This is a genomic window from Pseudomonas sp. GW821-FHT03E01 (assembly GCF_059420765.1).
Window position 1 is genome coordinate 78,781 of the sequence record NZ_JBWKUI010000014.1, and the last position, 18,088, is coordinate 96,868.

Annotated in this window: 17 protein-coding genes; 7 read left to right on the forward strand and 10 right to left on the reverse strand. The window is 60.4% G+C overall.

From position 1 onward, the window contains the following. The first annotated feature begins 5 nt into the window (after nt 1-5). From AC07VO_RS22900 to AC07VO_RS22915, 4 genes are read left to right on the forward strand one after another with little or no spacing between them, the layout of a single operon-like run. The gene (locus AC07VO_RS22900; protein ID WP_018927354.1) at nt 6-881 is read left to right on the forward strand and encodes a metal ABC transporter substrate-binding protein; all 876 of its coding nucleotides are present in this window, start codon (nt 6-8) and stop codon (nt 879-881) included. Beyond that, a complete protein-coding gene (locus AC07VO_RS22905; protein ID WP_019580363.1) occupies nt 878-1,438 on the forward strand; it encodes a gamma carbonic anhydrase family protein in 561 nt (186 codons plus the stop codon). The genes AC07VO_RS22900 and AC07VO_RS22905 overlap by 4 nt, the downstream gene beginning before the upstream one ends. A gap of 2 nt (nt 1,439-1,440) precedes the next feature. Then, nucleotides 1,441-2,778 (forward strand): dihydroorotase, encoded by a 1,338-nt coding sequence (locus AC07VO_RS22910; protein WP_086945233.1) that lies wholly within the window; start codon nt 1,441-1,443, stop codon nt 2,776-2,778. A 34-nt stretch (nt 2,779-2,812) separates the two neighbouring features. After that, nucleotides 2,813-3,703, forward strand: a complete 891-nt coding sequence (locus AC07VO_RS22915) for a His/Gly/Thr/Pro-type tRNA ligase C-terminal domain-containing protein (RefSeq protein WP_064621171.1) — start codon at nt 2,813-2,815, stop codon at nt 3,701-3,703. 78 nt (nt 3,704-3,781) lie between these two features. On the opposite strand, the gene AC07VO_RS22920 is transcribed toward AC07VO_RS22915, so the two are convergent. Further along, nucleotides 3,782-4,303, reverse strand: a complete 522-nt coding sequence (locus AC07VO_RS22920; protein ID WP_019580360.1) for a DUF3617 domain-containing protein — start codon at nt 4,301-4,303, stop codon at nt 3,782-3,784. 132 nt (nt 4,304-4,435) lie between these two features. Between AC07VO_RS22920 and cls the strand changes: the two genes are divergently transcribed. Next, the gene (gene cls / locus AC07VO_RS22925; protein ID WP_018927349.1) at nt 4,436-5,875 is read left to right on the forward strand and encodes a cardiolipin synthase; all 1,440 of its coding nucleotides are present in this window, start codon (nt 4,436-4,438) and stop codon (nt 5,873-5,875) included. Here the strand turns inward: cls and cfaB are convergent. The 8 genes from cfaB to hflK (AC07VO_RS22965) all read right to left on the reverse strand — a co-directional run bounded on the left by cfaB (nt 5,872) and on the right by hflK (AC07VO_RS22965) (nt 15,182). Further along, nucleotides 5,872-7,056 (reverse strand): C17 cyclopropane fatty acid synthase CfaB, encoded by a 1,185-nt coding sequence (cfaB, locus tag AC07VO_RS22930; protein WP_018927348.1) that lies wholly within the window; start codon nt 7,054-7,056, stop codon nt 5,872-5,874. The two genes, cls and cfaB, sit on opposite strands and share 4 nt — an antisense overlap. Nucleotides 7,057-7,127: 71 nt before the next feature. Next, nucleotides 7,128-7,928 carry an HvfC/BufC N-terminal domain-containing protein gene (locus tag AC07VO_RS22935; protein ID WP_086945234.1) on the reverse strand — a complete coding sequence of 267 codons (801 nt, stop codon included), beginning with the start codon at nt 7,926-7,928 and terminating at the stop codon, nt 7,128-7,130. Next, a complete protein-coding gene (gene bufB, locus AC07VO_RS22940; protein ID WP_064621173.1) occupies nt 7,919-8,764 on the reverse strand; it encodes an MNIO family bufferin maturase in 846 nt (281 codons plus the stop codon). Before bufB ends, AC07VO_RS22935 begins: the two co-directional genes overlap by 10 nt. 65 nt (nt 8,765-8,829) lie before the next feature. Continuing rightward, on the reverse strand, nt 8,830-9,084 hold the full coding sequence (gene bufA2 / locus AC07VO_RS22945) for a BufA2 family periplasmic bufferin-type metallophore (RefSeq protein WP_018927345.1): 255 nt from the start codon (nt 9,082-9,084) through the stop codon (nt 8,830-8,832). Between the two features lie 119 nt (nt 9,085-9,203). Beyond that, entirely contained in the window at nt 9,204-11,114 is a 1,911-nt protein-coding gene (locus AC07VO_RS22950) for a heavy metal translocating P-type ATPase (RefSeq protein ID WP_064621174.1), read from the reverse strand. Then, nucleotides 11,111-12,169 carry a protease modulator HflK gene (gene hflK, locus AC07VO_RS22955; RefSeq protein WP_026286517.1) on the reverse strand — a complete coding sequence of 353 codons (1,059 nt, stop codon included), beginning with the start codon at nt 12,167-12,169 and terminating at the stop codon, nt 11,111-11,113. Before hflK (AC07VO_RS22955) ends, AC07VO_RS22950 begins: the two co-directional genes overlap by 4 nt. After that, on the reverse strand, nt 12,166-13,221 hold the full coding sequence (hflC, locus tag AC07VO_RS22960) for a protease modulator HflC (protein WP_086945235.1): 1,056 nt from the start codon (nt 13,219-13,221) through the stop codon (nt 12,166-12,168). Before hflC ends, hflK (AC07VO_RS22955) begins: the two co-directional genes overlap by 4 nt. Continuing rightward, nucleotides 13,218-15,182, reverse strand: a complete 1,965-nt coding sequence (gene hflK / locus AC07VO_RS22965) for a protease modulator HflK (RefSeq protein WP_086945266.1) — start codon at nt 15,180-15,182, stop codon at nt 13,218-13,220. Before hflK (AC07VO_RS22965) ends, hflC begins: the two co-directional genes overlap by 4 nt. A gap of 210 nt (nt 15,183-15,392) precedes the next feature. Between hflK (AC07VO_RS22965) and lpdA the strand changes: the two genes are divergently transcribed. After that, nucleotides 15,393-16,793 (forward strand): dihydrolipoyl dehydrogenase, encoded by a 1,401-nt coding sequence (gene lpdA / locus AC07VO_RS22970; RefSeq protein ID WP_086945236.1) that lies wholly within the window; start codon nt 15,393-15,395, stop codon nt 16,791-16,793. Between the two features lie 45 nt (nt 16,794-16,838). Here the strand turns inward: lpdA and AC07VO_RS22975 are convergent, their stop codons facing one another. Next, nucleotides 16,839-17,312: an Lrp/AsnC family transcriptional regulator gene (locus tag AC07VO_RS22975; protein ID WP_019580354.1), complete on the reverse strand. Its 474-nt coding sequence runs from the start codon at nt 17,310-17,312 to the stop codon at nt 16,839-16,841. Between the two features lie 144 nt (nt 17,313-17,456). Here AC07VO_RS22975 and AC07VO_RS22980 point away from each other — a divergent pair, with 144 nt between their 5' ends. Beyond that, a complete protein-coding gene (locus AC07VO_RS22980) occupies nt 17,457-18,086 on the forward strand; it encodes a LysE family translocator (RefSeq protein ID WP_019651261.1) in 630 nt (209 codons plus the stop codon). Nucleotides 18,087-18,088: the final 2 nt, after the last annotated feature.

Below are 18,088 nucleotides of genomic sequence, written 5' to 3' on the forward strand. Positions count from 1 at the left end.
ACCCGATGCGCGCTTTACTCGTGCTGTTCAGTCTGATGCTGTCGATGTCGCTGTCTGCCGCGGAAAAACTCCAGGTGGTCACCAGCTTCAGCATCCTCGCCGACATGACCCATCAGGTTGGCGGCGACCATATTCAGATCACCAACATGGTCGGTCCGGACGCCGATGCCCACACCTACGAACCGACGCCGGATGATGCAAAGGCACTGCTCAACACCAAACTGATCATCAAGAACGGGCTGGGTTTCGAGCCATGGCTGGACCGCCTGGTGACCAGCACCGAAACCAAAGCCCCGGTCATCAACGCCAGCCACGGTGTCATTCCGCGCTCGCTGGATGAAGACGGCGAAACCATTCCCGACCCGCACGCCTGGCACAACCTGGCGAACACCGAGTTGTACATCAGCAACATCACCAAAGCGCTGATCGCCGCCGACCCTGCAAACAAAGCTGACTACGAACACAACAGCCAGGCCTATCTGAAAAAGATCTACGCCTTGCTCGCCGAGGCTAAAGCCAAGCTCGGTTCGCTGCCGCCGGGTAATCGCAAAATCGTCACCTCCCATGATGCCTTCGGCTATCTCGGTCAGGCTTACGGCATCAACTTCATGGCGCCGCAAGGTCTGTCCACAGAACGCGAACCTTCGGCCGCCGAAGTCGCTGCGCTGATCACACAGATCCGTCAGGCCAAGGTCAAAGCGGTGTTCATGGAAAACATCAAGGACACGCGCCTGCTCAAGCAAATCGCTGATGAAAGCGGCGCGCATATCGGTGGCACGTTGTACTCCGATGCCCTCGCTGCAACTGGCCCGGCCAGCACCTTCACCGGGCTGTTCGAATACAACCTCAACACCTTGTACGAGGCATTGAGCAAGCCATGATCCGCAAGAATCCTTCAGGTGATCTGCCGTTGATTGCGGAGTCGGCGTACGTGGATAAAACCGCAATCATCTGCGGCAAAGTGGTGATCGGCGAGAACGTCTTCGTCGGCCCCTACGCGGTGATTCGCGCCGATGAAGTGGACGACTCGGGCGAGATGGAAGCAATCACCATCGGCGCCAATTCGAACATCCAGGATGGCGTGGTGATCCACTCCAAGTCCGGCGCGGCGGTGACCATCGGCGAGTTCAGCTCCATCGCCCACCGCTCCATCGTCCATGGCCCCTGCAGCGTCGGCAATCGCGTGTTCATCGGTTTCAACAGCGTGCTGTTCAACTGCGCGGTGGGCGACGGCTGCGTAGTGCGGCACAACTCGGTAGTCGATGGTCGTGACTTGCCTGACGCCTTCTACGTGCCCTCCACCACACGCATCGGCCCCAACACCGACCTGTCGCAGTTCCCACCCGTCAGCGTCAGCGCCTCGGAGTTTTCCGAAGACGTAGCGCGCACCAACGTCGATTTGGTGCGCGGCTACAAAGCCCTGCAGAACGAGTTCTGACCATGAGCAGCGTGCTGATTCGCAACGCCCGGCTGGTGAACGAAGGTCGGGAATTCGACGGTGATCTGCTGGTAAGCCACGGTCGCATCGTCAAGATCGCCAGCAGCATCGAAGGCGAAAAAGCCGCCGTGGAAATCGACGCAAACGGCCAATGGCTGCTGCCAGGCATGATCGATGACCAGGTGCATTTCCGTGATCCAGGAGCACCGGACAAGGGCAGCTTCCATACTGAATCTCGAGCTGCGGTGGCCGGCGGCATCACCAGCTTCATGGACATGCCCAACACCTCGCCGGCCACCCTGACCCTCGCCGCGCTGGCAGACAAGAAACGTCGAGCGGCAACTCACTCAGTGGCCAATTACGGTTTTCATTTCGGCGTGAGCAACGACAATCTCGATACCGTCGCCGCACTCAATCCTTGCGAAGTGGCCGGGGTCAAAGTGTTCATGGGCGCCTCCACGGGCAATATGCTGGTGGACGATCCGCGAATTCTTGAGCGGTTATTCGCCGAAGTGCCGACCCTTTTATTGGCCCACTGCGAACACACGCCCAGCATTGAAGCCAACGCGGCGAACCTGCGAGAGCTGTTCGACGAGCACCTTCCGCCCGCCGCTCACGCGCTTATCCGCAATGCCGAAGCGTGCTTTCGATCCTCCTCAATGGCCGTCGATCTAGCCAGACGTCACGGCACCCGGCTGCACGTTTTGCACCTGACCACCGCCCGTGAACTGGCACTGTTCGAAGACAAGCCGCTGGCACAGAAACGCATCACTGCCGAGGTTTGTCTGCACCACTTGTTGTTCGACGACCGCGACTACCCGAGCCTCGGCAACCTGATCAAATGCAACCCGGCAATCAAGACCCAGGCCGACCGCGACGCCTTGCGCAACGCACTGTCGGGTAATCGACTGGACGTGATCGGCAGCGATCATGCGCCTCACACCTGGGCCGAAAAACAGCGCCCCTACAACCAGGCGCCGTCCGGTTTGCCGTTGGTGCAACACGCCCTGCCCGCGCTGCTGGAGCTGGTGGCTGATGGGATCGTGCCGATCACCACCCTTGTGGCCAAAACCAGTCACCGGGTCGCCGATCTGTTTGCCATCCCCGACCGCGGCTACCTGCGCGAAGGGTATTGGGCCGACCTGGTGTTGATCAAACCCGAGCCCGATGGCGTGGCCGTTTCCCGGCAACCCATCCTTTCGCAATGTGGCTGGACGCCCTTCGCCCGGCATCGCTTTCGCCACAGCGTCAGCACCACGGTCGTGTCGGGACAAATTGCGTGGCACGACAAACGTCTTAATGATAACTGTCAGGGCTTACCGCTACGGTTTATGCGCTGACGCACGTTATCGAAAATATTCGAGAACACCGATCATGATCCACATCACCCTGCCTGATGGTTCATTGCGTGAGTATGACCAACCGCTGTCCGTGTTTGAGGTTGCCGCGAGTATCAGCCTCGGCCTGGCTAATGCAGCGCTCGCGGGTCGGGTGGACGGCGTGCTGGTGGACTGCGGATTTCTGATCAAGTGCGATGCGCGGGTCAGCATCGTCACGTCCCAGGAACCCGACGGTCTGGAGATCCTCCGGCGTTCCTGTGCGCTGATGCTGGCCATGGCCGTAAAACAGCTACATCCGAATACGCAGTTGCGGGCCGGATCGGCGCTGGGTGACGGCTTCTTTTATGAGTTTGCTTTCCAGCGATCCTTAACCCTGGCCGCTCTGCCAGTGATCGAAGCGCGTATGCGCGAATTGGCGGCGACCAACCATTCGATCCGCCGGCAGGAGCAAACGCCAACCGAAAGGCTATCGCTGTATCGTCTGGGGGACTTCGAGGGTTTCGCGGCAGGCCCGCATGTTCCCACCACCAAGGTGTTGCAGGCCTTTGCACTGGACCACATCAGCGGCACGTTGCAGCAACGAATCTATGGCACGTGTTGGTCCAGCCAACAGGAACTGGACACCTGGCGAGCGCCACCCCAGGTCGTGGTTGTGAATATCGATGAGCGTCAGAGCGATTATGCGCACTCGGTGACCGAAGCGCTGCGCCGGCGCGGACTGCGCGCCAACTCGGATCTGCGTCACGAGAAAATCAGCCGCAAGATTCGCCAGCACAGCCAGAAGGTGCCATACCTGTTGGTGGTCGGAGAGAAGGAAAAGGACGGTGGGTTTGTCAGCATGCGCAGTGGCAGCGGGGAGGATTTCGGAGAGAAAGGGATTGAGGCGGTGTGTGATTTGTTGAACCCGCCCAAGACTGGTGCCTGAGCGGACACCTTCGCGGGCGAGCCCGCTCCCACAGGGATCACATATGACCTGGTGGGAACGAGCCTACCCGCAAAGCTTTTAGGCCCTTGGCTTCACTGTGCCGCAATCCTGACCCAACCACACAGCGCGGGTATCGAGGCTACCCTTCTGCTGAATGCCGGTGGCGTTGAAGGTGCCGTTGACCTTGGTGGTGAACTCACGGTCACTCATAAAAGTGGCCACTCCGCTGCCCTGCGCTTTCGGACAGCTGAAACGGAATTTCCACTGGTTACCGGTACGCTCGGTGATTTCCTGCTTGCAGCCCGATTGCGGGTCCGTCAGCGGAATGTTGTCGCTCTTCACCTGCTCAGGTGTCAGGCACGCCCGAATCCCTTTGCCGCCCATGGTGATACCTTGTTTCTCCAGCATCGCCCGCTGTTGGGGGGTCATCTGGTTTTGTAGTTGGCCGAGGATCAATTGCAGATCGGGCATGTTCTGGTCATCGACCTTCATGTTGCTTGAGGTCAACTCCCACAAGCCCGGTTGCAGCATCTGTGCCTGAGCGGCCACAGGAAGTGCCAAACCAAACGCCATGGCCAAACCCAGCAGACGAACGTTCATCGAGTAACTCCTGATCATTAGTGGCCGTTAGACGTCAGCCACGGGCTTCGGTTCATGGGCCAATTAAATAGCGACATTCTGCCCGGAACATGGTCTGTTAAGCATTGAATCTTCAAGGAGCAAGGCTGCCCCATGGATTATTTCGGACCGCATGTATTCGGTTATCTGATCGCACTGTTGCACACACTGGGCTCGATCGCCGCCATCCATGCCGTGTTGACCGTTCGGACCGCTCAGGGCTCGATCGCCTGGGCCCTGTCACTGCTGTTCATTCCCTACCTCACGCTTATCCCGTATCTGGTCTTTGGCCGCAGCACCTTCGATGGTTACATCAAGGCCCGACGGCAAGCCAACGAGGAAATGCGCAAGGCCATCTCCGAACTGAACTGGCGCCCCTGGGTAGAAGAGGCACTGGCTGCGCGTGCCTCCAGCGCTTACGCGTCTTTGCGGGCCATGCCGAAGCTGGGGCGCATGCCATGCCTGGCAAACAACGATGTGCACTTGCTGATCGACGGCCAAGCCACGTTCGATGCAATTTTCGACGCCATCAGCAACGCCCGTGAAGCGGTGCTGATCCAGTTTTTCATTATCCACGATGACCGCCTCGGCCAACGCCTGCACACCCTGCTGACGAAGAAAGCTGCCGAGGGCGTGGCGATTTACTTGCTCTACGACCGCATCGGCAGCCACTCCCTGCCCCACGAGTATGTGCAACCATTGCGAGATGCCGGTATCGAGGTCAAAGCCTTCGCCACCCGCAGCGGCTGGCTCAACCGCTTCCAGGTGAATTTCCGCAACCACCGCAAGATCGTAGTGGTCGACGGGCTTGTCGGCTTTGTCGGCGGGCTCAATGTCGGCGACGAGTACATGGGCGAGAAACCACCCCTGGCGCCCTGGCGCGATACCCACGTGCAAGTTCGCGGGCCGGTGGTGGCCTGCATGCAGGAGTCCTTCGCCGAAGACTGGTTCTGGGCAGCCCGCTCGCTGCCCCCGCTGATCCTGCCAGACGTTTATCCAGATGACGGCGTGCTCTGCCAATTACTGGCCAGCGGCCCGGCGGACTCCTACGAAACCTGTTCGCTATTCTTCGTCGAAGCCATCCATGCGGCGACGGAACGCGTGTGGATCACCAGCCCTTACTTCATCCCCGACGAAGCGGTGTTCGCCGCGTTGCGACTGGCGGTGCTGCGCGGTGTGGATGTACGGATCCTGTTGCCATCGCGGCCGGATCACCGGATCGTCTACGCCGCTTCCAGCCTTTATGCCTTCGAAGCCGTACGTGCCGGGGTGCGCGTGTTCCGTTATCAACCCGGCTTCCTGCATCAGAAAGTGGTGCTGATCGACGACGAAATCAGCGCCATCGGCAGCGCCAACATGGACAACCGTTCGTTCCGGCTGAATTTCGAAGTGATGCTGCTGACGGTCGACAGCGGGTTTGCCGCCGAAGTGGAGCAGATGCTCAACCACGATTTCGCCCAGGCTCACGAAATCGCCAAAGAAGAAAGCCGGGAAACCCACCGCCTGCAACAGGTCGGCATGCGGATCGCCCGGCTTATTTCGCCGATTCTCTAGTTGTAGATGTCGTCGCGGGTCCACGGCAGTTCATGGCTGCCATCGGGATGGGCTTTCACCGCGAGGATTTGATGCAGGTTGATCCAGCCTCTGGCGAAGGCATAGGCGCATCCCGCCAGATACAACCGCCAGATCCGTAGTGCCTGCTCCGGTACCAGTTTGGCGGCGGCTTCCAGATTGTCTTCCAGGCGTTCGCTCCAGTGGTCCAGGGTCCGCGCGTAATGCAGGCGCAGGCTCTCGACATCGACAATCTCCAGCCCCGCTTCGCTGATCTCGGCCGAGATCATCGCCAGGTGCGGCAGTTCGCCGTTGGGGAACACATACTTCTCGATGAACTCACCAGCACCGCGCCCGACCGGACGACCGTCGGTGTGTTTGGCGGTAATCCCGTGGTTCATCACCAGACCGCCCTCTTTCACCGCGCCGAACAAGGTCTTGCAGTATTCGGCCAGATTGGCATGGCCGACGTGTTCGAACATGCCGACGCTGACCACCTTGTCGAAACGCCCGTCCTGAGGCAGATCGCGGTAGTCGAGCAGTTGCAGTTCGATCTGGTCTTCCAGGCCCTCGGCTTTCACCCGCTCACGAGCCAAATCCAACTGCGCTTGACTGAGCGTGATCCCGAACACCTTCGCGCCGAACTCCCGCGCGGCATACCGCGCCAACCCGCCCCAGCCGCAACCGACATCCAGCAGATACTCCCCTGGCTGCAAGCGCAACTTGCGGCACAGGTGGCGAAACTTGGCTTGTTGAGCCTGCTCAAGGGTTTCACTGCCGGTCTCGAAGTAGGCGCAGGAATACGCCATGTCGCTGTCGAGCCACAGCTGATAGAACTCGTTGGAAAGGTCGTAGTGGTAGGAGATGGCTTTGGCGTCGGTTTCCTTGTCGTGAACCAGGCGCACCGGTTGCGCATCGTCGTCTTCGCTGATCAGCGCCTGACTCCATTCATCGCAGACACGAATCACGTCGCTGATGGAGCCTTCGAGCTCCAGTTTGCCTTCGACAAACGCCGCCCCCAGCGCGTCCAGGCTCGGATGGGTGAACTGGGTAACCATGTGCGGGTCCTTGACCACAATGGTGACGCTGGGCGTCGGCCCCAGGTTGAACTCATGGCCGTCCCAGAGTCGCAAGCGAAGCGGCAACTGCAGATTCTGTAAGGCCAGTGGAAGTTGCGCGAGCATGGATAATCCCCCTGATTTTCAGACGTCTGATTTGAGGGTAGTCCATCCTTGAAAAATAGCCGGCTATCGATTTAATAGCTGCTCTCTATGATTCGAGGCTGCAACCAACCGTCCTGAACCCACTGTTTCAGCCATGTAACAGCCTGAAGGGGTGCATCCTCACCACAGATGACTGCTAATTCGGAGCACAGTTCAGCGAAATCCCAGTCGCCCTGAAACAAGCCGTTTAGAGCTGCCGCCTCCGCAGGTTCCAGGCTGCGGTAATGACAAACCAGCCCCGCTCTCCAGATCACCAATACTTGGGGCGCCCCTAACGCTGCACTACCGGGGAACCCGGTTTCATCCTTCACTGCCCGCCACAACGCAACACTGTTGAAAGCACACTCAAGCCATTGCACAGAGGGGCTGGGGCTGACCCGCAACGTCGGCCAGTCTTCAGGCTTCAGGGCGGCCATGTCCTGTATCGTCAGCGGCGCGCCTTCAGGCGCGTCGAACGCCAGCGTGAATGCCCACTCAAGTGCCGCCAACTCCCCCAGCGCTGCACTTTGCTCTGGCACTAAATGCTGTCGAATAAACGACTCGAACCCTTCACCCAGCCACCTCAGGCTGTAATGAACAGACGGACACTGGCGAATGTAAGCCGCCGCGAGCTGCTCGAATTCATCGTCACCCAGCCAATGCCAAATGACCGGATAGTCGCCGCGCAGAACTTCCTGAAGCCTTGCCTGATAGGCGTTGTGATAGATCGCCAGCCCGGTGCTCACATCCAGTGTCGGCCCCCCCATAAGACTCGCGCCTAGCGCGGTATCGGCTGCTGTCTGCTCACCCAGCAGATACGTTTCAAAGGCCAGCTGCCAGTCGTTCAGGCGCATCTCAGTCTCCGGGTCAACACGCTATCACCCAATGCCCGGGCCTTTTGCAACTCGGTAAGTAGCTCTTCAAAAGGCGGGAAATGATCATCGCGTTCCAGCAGTGTCGCGACTGGCCCGAGGTGTTCCAGGGTTTGTTGATAGAGCGCCCAGACCGGATCACTCACCGGCTGGTCATGGGTGTCGATCACGTAATCGCCGTGGTCGCTGTGGCCAGCCAGGTGCAACTGTCGAACCTTTTTGGCCGGCAGCCCTTGAATGAATGTCCACGGATCGAAGCCATGATTGCGGGAGCTGACATAGACGTTGTTGATGTCCAGCAACAGCTCGCAGTCGCTCAACCGGCTGAGCGCATCAAGAAACTCCCATTCGCTGAATTCGTCGCCAGCGCTGCGCACGTAACTGGAGACGTTTTCCAGCACCAGCGGACGCTGCAAGACGTCCTGAACCTGCCGCACTCGGCCGGCCACGTAATAAAGACTTTCTTCGGTGTAGGGCAGCGGCAACAAATCATGGAGTTGATGGGCGTTGCCACGGCTCCAGCACAAGTGATCGGAGATCCATGCCGGTTCAACTCGCTCCGCCAGAAGTTTCAGCTGTTGCAGATACTGCGGATCGAGGGCATGAGGACCGCCAATAGACAGCGATACGCCATGCATCACCACGGGATACCGTTCGGCAATGGCGTCCAGGTAGTACAGCGCCTTGCCGCCCTGGACCATGAAATTTTCCGAGACCACTTCAAACCAGTCCACGGCTGGCGACTGTTCAAGAATCTGTTGGTAGTAGGCACTGCGCAAACCCAGGCCGTAGCCCAGACAAGAAAGGGAAGCAGACATTTTGCGGACTCCTCGCAAAGTGCCGCAGTGGCAAGAGAGCCACCGCGACGGCATTCGGCAGTCAGTTATTCGCCGACTTTTCCATCGGCCTTCATGCATTCGGCCTGAGTCATTGCCTTGAAGCCATGCCCTTTGCAGACAGCCTGACCTTTGCAGGCGTTTTCGGCTGTCTTGCAGTCATTCATGCCTTTGCACGATGTCACGCCGTAGCAGTGAACCTGTGCAGCGTCGGCGGCCTGAGCCTGAGTGGCAACACCTGCGAACATTGTTGCAGCGGCAAAGGCGAGAGCGGCACCGGCGGTGGCGGTTTTGAAGTTCATTTGTATATCCTCAGTAATCGTCAGGGGTGTCGGCTGGAAGGTTGTTCAGTCCCGACACAGCACTAGAGAGCGCTGCCCTGACGGCGTTACAGAGGCGATGAAAAAACTTTTCGCCTCGCTCAAACCTCATCTTTGAGCTTGAGCAAAGGCTCCTGAAAACGCAGCAAACGCCCAGCATTACCGAGCACCAATAACGTACTCAAGTTGTGCAACAGCGCGGCAATCATCGCCCCGGCCGCGCCCAGCCAGCCGAATGCGGCAAAGGCGACAATCGCCAGGGTCCAGCCCAGACCGATGATTACGTTCACCTGTAAAGTCTGCCGGCATTGGCGACTCAGGCGCACACAGGTTCCGAGCCGGCGCAGGTCGCTGCCGATCAGTACGATATCGGCCGAGGCCAGCGCGATGTCCGCGCCGCCCGCGCCCATGGCCACGCCGACCACACCGGCCTTCAGCGCCAGGGAATCGTTGATGCCGTCTCCCACCACCATCGGCCGGAAACCGCTGTCGATTTCTTTCAACACGCGATTGAGTTTGTCCTCGGGCAAGGCCTGGGCTTCGACATCGCTGATGCCCACATCCCGGGCCAGCGTATGAGCCACGCTTTGTCGATCCCCGGTCAACAACAACTGACGACCCAAGCCCAGTTCACGCAACTCGCTCAGGGCAAACCGCGCCTCGGGTTTGACGCTGTCGGCGAGCAACAGCCAAGCGAGAAATTCACCGTTGAGTGCCAGCCCGGCAATCGGGCCATCGTGGCCGGGAACAGCTGAGGTGACGATGCCCAATTGCGCGAACAGCTCCGGACGACCGAGGGCCGCTTCGCCCTGCTCCGTCATCGCCACGACACCCAGCCCCTGACGCTCGCGGATGTCGGAGAGCAGCAGAAAATGTTCCTGAGTGACCAACCCGGCCAACGCGCGGCTGACCGGGTGGCTGCTGGCAGAGCCAAGGCTGGCGGCGAGTTTCAGTACGTGACTGCGATCTTTCAGCGGACTGTCGATCGATTGCAGGCGCAAGGTGCCGAACGTCAGGGTTCCGGTCTTGTCGACCACCAACGACGTCAGGTCAGCCAATTCTTCGAGGAACGCCGAGCTGCGAATCAGAATCCCGTGCCGAGCTGCGACCGCCACCCCGGCAATCGCCGTGGCCGGTGCCGACAACACCAGTGCGCAAGGACAGGCCGCCACCAACACCGCAAGCATCGCCTGGGCATCGTTGGTGACGAACCAGGTTACGGCCGCCAGCAGCAACACCAGCACCATGTAGCTACCGGCGTAGCGTTCGAGCAAACGGGTGATCGGCGGCTTGGAGCGTTCGGCGTTTTGCATCAACGCGATGACTTTACCCAGTGTCGACTCGTGACCGGTGCGGGTCACTTCAATGCGCAACAAGCCATCAAGGTTGATCGCTCCGCCGAACACCGGCATGCCCACAACGGCCTCTATGGGCACCGACTCACCGGTGATCGATGCAGTGTCGAGGCTCGCCTGACCGGACAACACCCGACCATCGGCCGGCACGCGATCACCCGCACGCACCTCCACCAGGTCGCCGGCCTTGAGTGTGCCGTTATCGACTTCAACGATAGCGCCGTCAGCCTGAATCTTGCGCGCATGGCTGCGGGTCAGTTTGCCGAGGGCATGAATCGCTTCCTGTGAGCCGATCACGCTGCGCTCTTCCAGCACATGGCCGAAGATCATGATGATCGGCAGCAGTGCCGCAGTCAGCAGATCGCCAGTGGCCCAAGCGCCGAGCATGGCGAGGGCAATCAACTGATCGGTGATCCCGTGCAGGCTCGGATAACGCAGGCTGTACCACGCCGAACGCATGACCGGCACGGCCACCAGCAACGAAGCAAAACCCAACAGCAATTGGCTGACCCCGGTCTGCTCCGGCAACAACCAGCGCCAGATCAGGCCGAGCGCAAGCAAGCCCAGTGCAAGCATGGCCAGGGTCAACTGGCGCGCGGCGCTACGTTGTTCAGCCGAGGACAACATGCTCGGCGCGGCGGCGGTTTGGGCAGTCATTGCGCAGCTCCCTGAATGATCAGGCGGGAATCGTCTTTCGGATCGACCGTCGTCACCGAACCGGCCTGCCCGAGAATCTTCGGCATCCGCTCACGGTAAATACGCAGCAGCATTTGCGGGTCGGTGCCCTGCTGTTGCGCCTTGGCCAGGCTTAATACTGTGGCGGTGTCGGTGGAGGCTTTGGCCAGGCGTTCGCTGGCCTGGGCGTGAGCCACTTGCAGCGTGCGGTCGGCTTGTTCATTGGCGGACTGAGTCAGCTTCTCGGCTTCCGTGCGCGCATTGGCCACGGCCTTGTCAGCTTGCTGGCTGGCAGTTAACACGGCGTTGAACGCGCTCACTGCCGGGCCGGGCAGACTCGATTGCACATCGACCCGCGCCACTTCGATACCCAAGCCCTGCCCGGTCGCCGTCAGTTCGGCCAAGCGTTGATTGATGCCTCGCACCAGATCGCCGCGCAGACGTTCGCGACGTTCGGCAGCCTGATTGTCGGCACCGATCAGTTCCGGTCGAGCCACCAGAATGGTGTCCAGGTCTCGCGCCGCGGTGAGTGCCACGGCACTGCGCGTCACCAGTCGATCCAGAGCCGGCAACACATGCTCACCCTGAAGAACGAAGGCATAGGGCTCAGTGACTTTGTAGAACACCCGCACATCCAGCTGCACCACGCCCGCGTCACCGGTCAGCAGATAACCGGAGCCGGCGAGCGCATCGCTGAGGGGTGTGGCGAAGCTCGCCACCCGGTCGGCCTGCAACGCGGCATCGGTGCGCAGCAGATTTTCCACCCGACGCTCGATCACCCGGTCCGCTGCCGGTAACAAGATCACCTGCTCAAACGGTCGCGGCCACGCCAACAGCAAACCGGAGTTTTGAATGCGATCCAGTGCGCCGAAGTGCAGCACCACAGCACGATTCTGCGGGTCGATCTGCCGCACATTGGAAAATGCCCACGCCAAAGCAGCCAGCACGGTCACAGCGTAAAGCGCGAGAAAAGCCAAGCGCCCGGCCTGAATCCAGGGGCTGCTCAATTCATTTGTTCCACGTGGAACCAAACTCATGGCTGCGACCCGGACTTGTTTTCGAGCGTCGGTGGACCGTCAACCAACACCCGGAACGGCGCCGCATCGGTGCGCAAAATCAGTTTGGTGCCCGGTGCGACGATGGTGCCCAAGGTGTCGAGGGAACGCAGCAAATTGTAGAGCTGCGGTGAGCCTGCGTAGGCGCGGCCGTAAATCTGCGCGGCTTCGACGCGAGATTGGGCTTCGATGTCTGCGGCTTTCACAGTGGCATCAGCTTGTACGATTCGCGCATCACGCTCGGCCGCAGAACGGATTTGTGCCGCTTCACGTTTGCCGATAGCCGTGCGTTCAGTGGCGATTGTTTCACGCTCGGCGCGCATACGATCGACCGTCGCGGTGAGCGTCACCGATGGCAGCGTCAAGCGCTCGATACCGACTTGCAGCACTCGCACGCCATAGGTGGTGAGCAACTGCTGATCGATCTGCTGGCGCAGCTGCGCTTCGAAATCGGCGATGTGCACCTGGTTGGCGTCGGTGTTCACCAGGTTGGCCAGGTCGAAACTGCTGGCAGTGGTTTCCAGCGCCGAGCCGACAAAGGTACGAATCTGCCGCGCGGCTTCATCGGGTTGATTCTGCACGGCGCGCATAAAGCGTTGCACGTTGTCCGGATCGCCCTGTACCTGCCAGGCCACGTAGGCTTGCACGATGATGCGCAGACCGTCGCGCGTGCCCACATCCTGCAAACCGCTGGAGGTGGTACGCAGCCGCAGATCAACCGGAATCGCCGCCTCGAACGGCGCCGGCCAACGCCAGCCAAGACCCGGCTCCAGTAACACCCGCGATGGATTGCCAAAGCGCGTAATCACCGTGGCCTCCCCCGAGCGCACTTGCACCAGGCTTGCCGCCGCAACGGCAAAGGCCACCAGCAGCGCCGCCCAGCCCATTCGCCGCCACGGAAAAGGGCCAGCTTCGTGCGGATCACCATGGTGGTGATGGTGATGATGACCGTGGTGATGCCCGCCATGGCCGTGATCGTGGCCGGCGTGGTCATCGTGGTCGTGATGATCGTGAGTAGGCGTCGACTGGCTCAATGGGCGGCTCCTGGCTGAGCGGTATTACGCGACGGCGCAGGGTCAGCCGGCAGCGTGAATGTACGTAGGTCGATGGTCGGCGCATTGCTGCTACCACCCAGACGGTGATCGAGAACCAGCAGCTTGGCGTTAGCCAGACCCTGGGTCAGTTGGCTGAGGTATTGCTCCAGTACAAAAGCCTGGCCGGCGCTGGAGTACGCCTTTCGCTCGGCGGCAAATTTCAGGTCGGCGGCCCGAGCGCTCGAGTTGATTTCATGCGCACTGGCCGTGGCTTGATCGCGAGCGATGCTGGCCTGCAATTGCGCCTGGTTGGTCGCCTCCGCTGCGGCACCGCGCTCGCGGGAGATCAATGCCTGGGCGCCAATCTGCGCTGCTTGAACGCCGTGATAAGCATTGGCAGCCCCCGCTGGCGGATGAATGGCCTCGACCACCGTGGCGAGAATTTCCACGCCGCTGTCGAGTTTTTGCAGATCCGCCTGCACGGCGCGGCCGATTTCTTCAGAGAGCCCTACCCTGTCTTCGCCGAGCAAACCGTCGAGGGTTCTTGAGGCGAAGTCATGAACCAGAATCCGGCTGGCGGTGCTGCGAATCAGCGTCGGCACGTCGGCGCTGTTGTACGTCGCGGCCAGAGCCGCCTGATCGCTCAGGCCGATGCGATAGACGAAGCGCACGTCCATGTTGACGATCTGAAAGCTCTGCTTGTCGGCACGGCTGCTGGCGATGACCTGGGATTTGTCATTCACATGGCTGGCGTCCCACAAGCGATTGGCAATGGCCGGTGCCGGGCCTTCGGCAGGTTCGGCCGCGACCGGGGCCGATGCTTCGCCCACGCTGGTGGCCAACTCATGGACTACGCCGTTCTCGACGCTCAGCACGCGACCCAGCGGCCACGGCAAACCGGCGTGCAAACCGGGCCCAAACACTTCCACCGGTTTGCCGAAACGTTCGTAGATGCCCCGCCCCTGTAGCGGTATTTCATGAATGCCGGTGAGCGACCAACCGACGATTGCCACCACCGCCAGCACCGGCAAAAACGCCCGGCGCATGTAGGTGAAGGCCCAGATTTGTCGCAGGTCGATACCGAAGCGATTGTGCAACTCGTGCTGCAATGCGAGCAGGGGCTGTGGCGGCCAGCGCAACATATCGGCGACGAAGCTTCGCGCCAGCAAGGTCGGTTCAAGCTGTTCACGACGGGGGCTGAACAGTGACAACACGGCGCGCAGCAACAACTCGATGGCGACCAGCCCCGGCAACAAGCCGATCAGCACCGCCAGACGCACCGGCCAGACGGCTGTTTCGCTACCGAACAACAGACACAAGGCGCTGAGCACCAGGCCAATAATCGCGACCCGCGCCAGCTGCGCCAACGACCCGGCTTCAGGCCATTGGGCGACATTTTCCTGCGCCAGTTGCCGCTCCAGCACCAGCAAACCGAACGCCAGCAGCAACGACAACGCCGCGCCGACACTGGCCGATAATCCCAACGCAGCGGGTGGCAAAGCGAGGTTCCAGACCTGCTCGATGCTGTACAAACTCAACAACGCCCAGCCGCCAAGCCAGAGCGTCGGTGCACCGATCTGCCCAAGCAACCGCAGCCAACGCTGACTGATGCCGTCCAGCAACCGCTCGTACCAACCTTCGGCGACAACGACTTCTTCGGTGATAGCCACCGGCACCAACACTGATGGATTCATCGCTCGTGCGCGCCACTGCGTTATCCACCAGGCCGACTGCAGACCGGCGACCAACACCAGCAAACCGGCGCTCTGATTGACCAGCAACGCGGGCCAGAGCGACTGTGGTGCAAACAGCCCGACAAAAAACGCCAGCACCAGCCCTGCGGCCGCCAAGGCCCCCAAACCGATTGCCCATTGGCGTAATCGACGTCCTTGAACGACCGCCTGCTGAAAGCGCGGCAGCCCTGCTATCTGTGCCCCATCGCCATCGAGATCGACTTGCATACCACCCCAGCCATTGCTCACATCACAATTCGTTACGATATAACGAAAATGGTGAAATTTTCGTCCTGAATCGTTCTATCTAAAAACGCTGAACCTGTCGCCAAGCTGAAGCCTTGACCGAAATGGTGAGAAACGCACATATTACGTTCGTAATTTTTATTGAAGACTACTTTTTATCGATCCCGCCCCTCTCAATCCAGGAGTTGCACCATGAGCACCTATGACGTCGTGATTCTGGGCGCCGGCCCCGGCGGTTACAACGCAGCGATCCGCGCCGGGCAGTTGGGCTTGAAAGCGGCATGCGTGGAAGGCCGCGCCACCCTCGGCGGGACCTGCCTGAACGTCGGTTGCATGCCGTCCAAGGCATTGCTGCATGCCTCTGAGCTCTACGACGCGGCCATGGGGGCGGAATTCGCCAACCTCGGGATCGAGGTCAAACCTGTGCTCAACCTGGCTCAGATGATGAAACAGAAGGATGAAAGCGTCACAGGCCTGACCAAGGGCGTCGAGTTTCTGTTTCGCAAAAACAAGGTCGACTGGATCAAGGGATGGGGCCACATCGACGGGCCGGGCAGCGTCACGGTGACCGACGATCAGGGTGGCAAGACCCGGCTGAGCGCCAAAGACATCATCATCGCCACCGGTTCCGAACCCACTCCCCTGCCAGGCGTGGACATCGACAACCAACGCATCCTCGACTCCACGGGCGCGCTGTCGCTGGCTGAAGTACCGAAGCACCTGGTGGTGATCGGCGCTGGAGTGATCGGTCTGGAACTGGGTTCGGTATGGCGGCGCCTGGGTGCTCAGGTGACGGTCGTCGAATTTCTCGACCGGATCTGCCCGGGTGTGGATGCTGAAGCCGGTAAAACCCTTCAGCGCTCATTGAGCAAGCAAGGCATCCGCTTCAAGTTGAGTTCGAAAGTCACCAGCGCCACCTCCTCGGCGAGCGGTGTTCAACTCAGTGTCGAACCGGCCGCAGGTGGCACCGCCGAGCTGCTGGAAGCCGACTACGTGTTGGTGGCTATTGGTCGTCGTCCTTACACCCAAGGCCTGGGCCTGGAGAACGTCGGCCTCGCCACCGACAAACGCGGCATGCTCGCCAACAAGGGCCACCGCACCGAAGCCGCGGGCGTCTGGGTGATCGGTGACGTCACCTCAGGGCCGATGCTCGCCCACAAGGCCGAAGACGAAGCCATGGCCTGCATCGAGCAGATCGTCGGCAAGGCTGGCGAGGTCAATTACGACCTGATCCCCAGCGTGATCTACACCAAACCGGAGCTGGCCAGCGTCGGCAAGACCGAAGAACAGTTGAAGGCCGAAGGTCGCGCCTACAAGGTCGGCAAATTCCCCTTCACCGCCAACAGCCGGGCGAAGATCAACCACGAAACCGAAGGCTTCGCCAAGGTACTGGCCGATGAGCGCACCGACGAAGTTCTCGGTGTGCACCTTGTGGGCCCGAGCGTCAGCGAAATGATTGGCGAATATTGCGTGGCCATGGAGTTCAGCGCCTCGGCCGAAGACATCGCCCTGACCTGCCATCCGCACCCTACCCGCTCCGAGGCCTTGCGCCAGGCGGCGATGAATGTGGAAGGGATGGCGACGCAGATTTAGAACGATCAAAAGATCGCGGCCAAAGACTGCGATCTTTTCGCTTTTTCAGTCAGGCAAATGCCCCAACGGCAACGCTCCCGGCGTCTTCACCGTGTGAATTGCAAAATTGCTGCGGATATCGCTCACGCCCGGCAATTTCAGCAATCGCCCGGTGAGGAAACGGTCATAGGCGCGCAAGTCCGGTACCACCACTTGCAGCAGAAAATCCGATTCCCCGGACACCAGAAACGCCGAAATCACCTCAGGCAATGCCGTCACGGCCAGGCGAAACGCTTCGGCTTGTTCATCGTTATGCCGTTCGACTTTGACCCCGACAAACACCGTCAGCCCAAGGCCCACTTCATCTCGATCAAGGTTGGCCTGATAGCCACGAATCACACCGGCCTCTTCCAGCATCCGGACCCGGCGCAAACAGGGCGAGGCCGACAAGCCGATCTCATCGGCCAGTTGTACGTTGCTCAGGCGTCCGTCCCGTTGCAGCGCCGTGAGGATTTTGCGGTCGTAGGCGTCCAGTTTCATGTTTTGGTAGATCCTGATGGTTCGATCATCACAAACTGGCAGGTTATGCCAAATATCGAAGCTTTAGAAGCCGACTACGCAACCACCTGCCCTGCCCCTCGGCCGTAGACTGACCCCACCAAATCGACAACGAATGGGGGCGACATGACAGAACTCTGGCTGTTTTTCATGGCATTGACAGTGGTGTACCTGTTGCCGGGCCCGGACATGATTCTGCTGTTGCAGACCGGCGCTCGTCAGGGCAAAGGCGCGGCGCTGGCCACGGCATTGGGGCTGGGCGTGGCGCGCGGTTGTCATGTGGCATTGGCGGCATTGGGTTTGGCGACGCTGTTCAGGACTGCGCCCTGGACCTTCGACGTGGTGCGCCTGGCCGGCGCCGCGTACCTGCTCTGGATCGGCATTCAGTGCCTGCGCACCACGATGCTGCCGAGCTTGAACGGTGCAGACGCAACGACTGCTAAACCACGGTGGCCGGAGGCGATCCAGCGCGGTTTGCTGACTAACCTGCTCAACCCCAAGGCGCTGCTGTTTTGCTCGGTGCTGCTGCCGCAGTTCATCAACCCTCAAGCCGGACCGGTGCTCGCGCAATTTGCGACCCTGGGCATGATGCTGGTCGGCGTCGGCTTGCTGTTCGACAGCGCCTACGCGCTGGTCGGCGCTGCGTTGGGCCGTTGGCTGCAACGCAGTCCATCGGCCCAGCGGGTACAGCAGTGGTTGTTTGGCAGCCTGTTGATTGGTTTTGCTGTGCGGCTGACCTTTGTTCAACAAGCTTGAGC

Coding starts and splice junctions, on each gene's coding strand:
- cls (WP_018927349.1), top strand. CDS start 4,436: ATGGATTATTTCGGACCGCATGTATTCGGTTATCTGATCGCACTGTTG.
- AC07VO_RS22920 (WP_019580360.1), bottom strand. CDS start 4,303: ATGAACGTTCGTCTGCTGGGTTTGGCCATGGCGTTTGGTTTGGCACTT.
- bufA2 (WP_018927345.1), bottom strand. CDS start 9,084: ATGAACTTCAAAACCGCCACCGCCGGTGCCGCTCTCGCCTTTGCCGCT.
- AC07VO_RS22975 (WP_019580354.1), bottom strand. CDS start 17,312: ATGAAACTGGACGCCTACGACCGCAAAATCCTCACGGCGCTGCAACGG.
- AC07VO_RS22910 (WP_086945233.1), top strand. CDS start 1,441: ATGAGCAGCGTGCTGATTCGCAACGCCCGGCTGGTGAACGAAGGTCGG.
- AC07VO_RS22950 (WP_064621174.1), bottom strand. CDS start 11,114: ATGACTGCCCAAACCGCCGCCGCGCCGAGCATGTTGTCCTCGGCTGAA.
- AC07VO_RS22900 (WP_018927354.1), top strand. CDS start 6: ATGCGCGCTTTACTCGTGCTGTTCAGTCTGATGCTGTCGATGTCGCTG.
- AC07VO_RS22980 (WP_019651261.1), top strand. CDS start 17,457: ATGACAGAACTCTGGCTGTTTTTCATGGCATTGACAGTGGTGTACCTG.
- cfaB (WP_018927348.1), bottom strand. CDS start 7,056: ATGCTCGCGCAACTTCCACTGGCCTTACAGAATCTGCAGTTGCCGCTT.
- hflK (WP_026286517.1), bottom strand. CDS start 12,169: ATGAGTTTGGTTCCACGTGGAACAAATGAATTGAGCAGCCCCTGGATT.
- lpdA (WP_086945236.1), top strand. CDS start 15,393: ATGAGCACCTATGACGTCGTGATTCTGGGCGCCGGCCCCGGCGGTTAC.
- AC07VO_RS22915 (WP_064621171.1), top strand. CDS start 2,813: ATGATCCACATCACCCTGCCTGATGGTTCATTGCGTGAGTATGACCAA.
- hflK (WP_086945266.1), bottom strand. CDS start 15,182: ATGCAAGTCGATCTCGATGGCGATGGGGCACAGATAGCAGGGCTGCCG.
- bufB (WP_064621173.1), bottom strand. CDS start 8,764: ATGTCTGCTTCCCTTTCTTGTCTGGGCTACGGCCTGGGTTTGCGCAGT.
- AC07VO_RS22905 (WP_019580363.1), top strand. CDS start 878: ATGATCCGCAAGAATCCTTCAGGTGATCTGCCGTTGATTGCGGAGTCG.
- AC07VO_RS22935 (WP_086945234.1), bottom strand. CDS start 7,928: ATGCGCCTGAACGACTGGCAGCTGGCCTTTGAAACGTATCTGCTGGGT.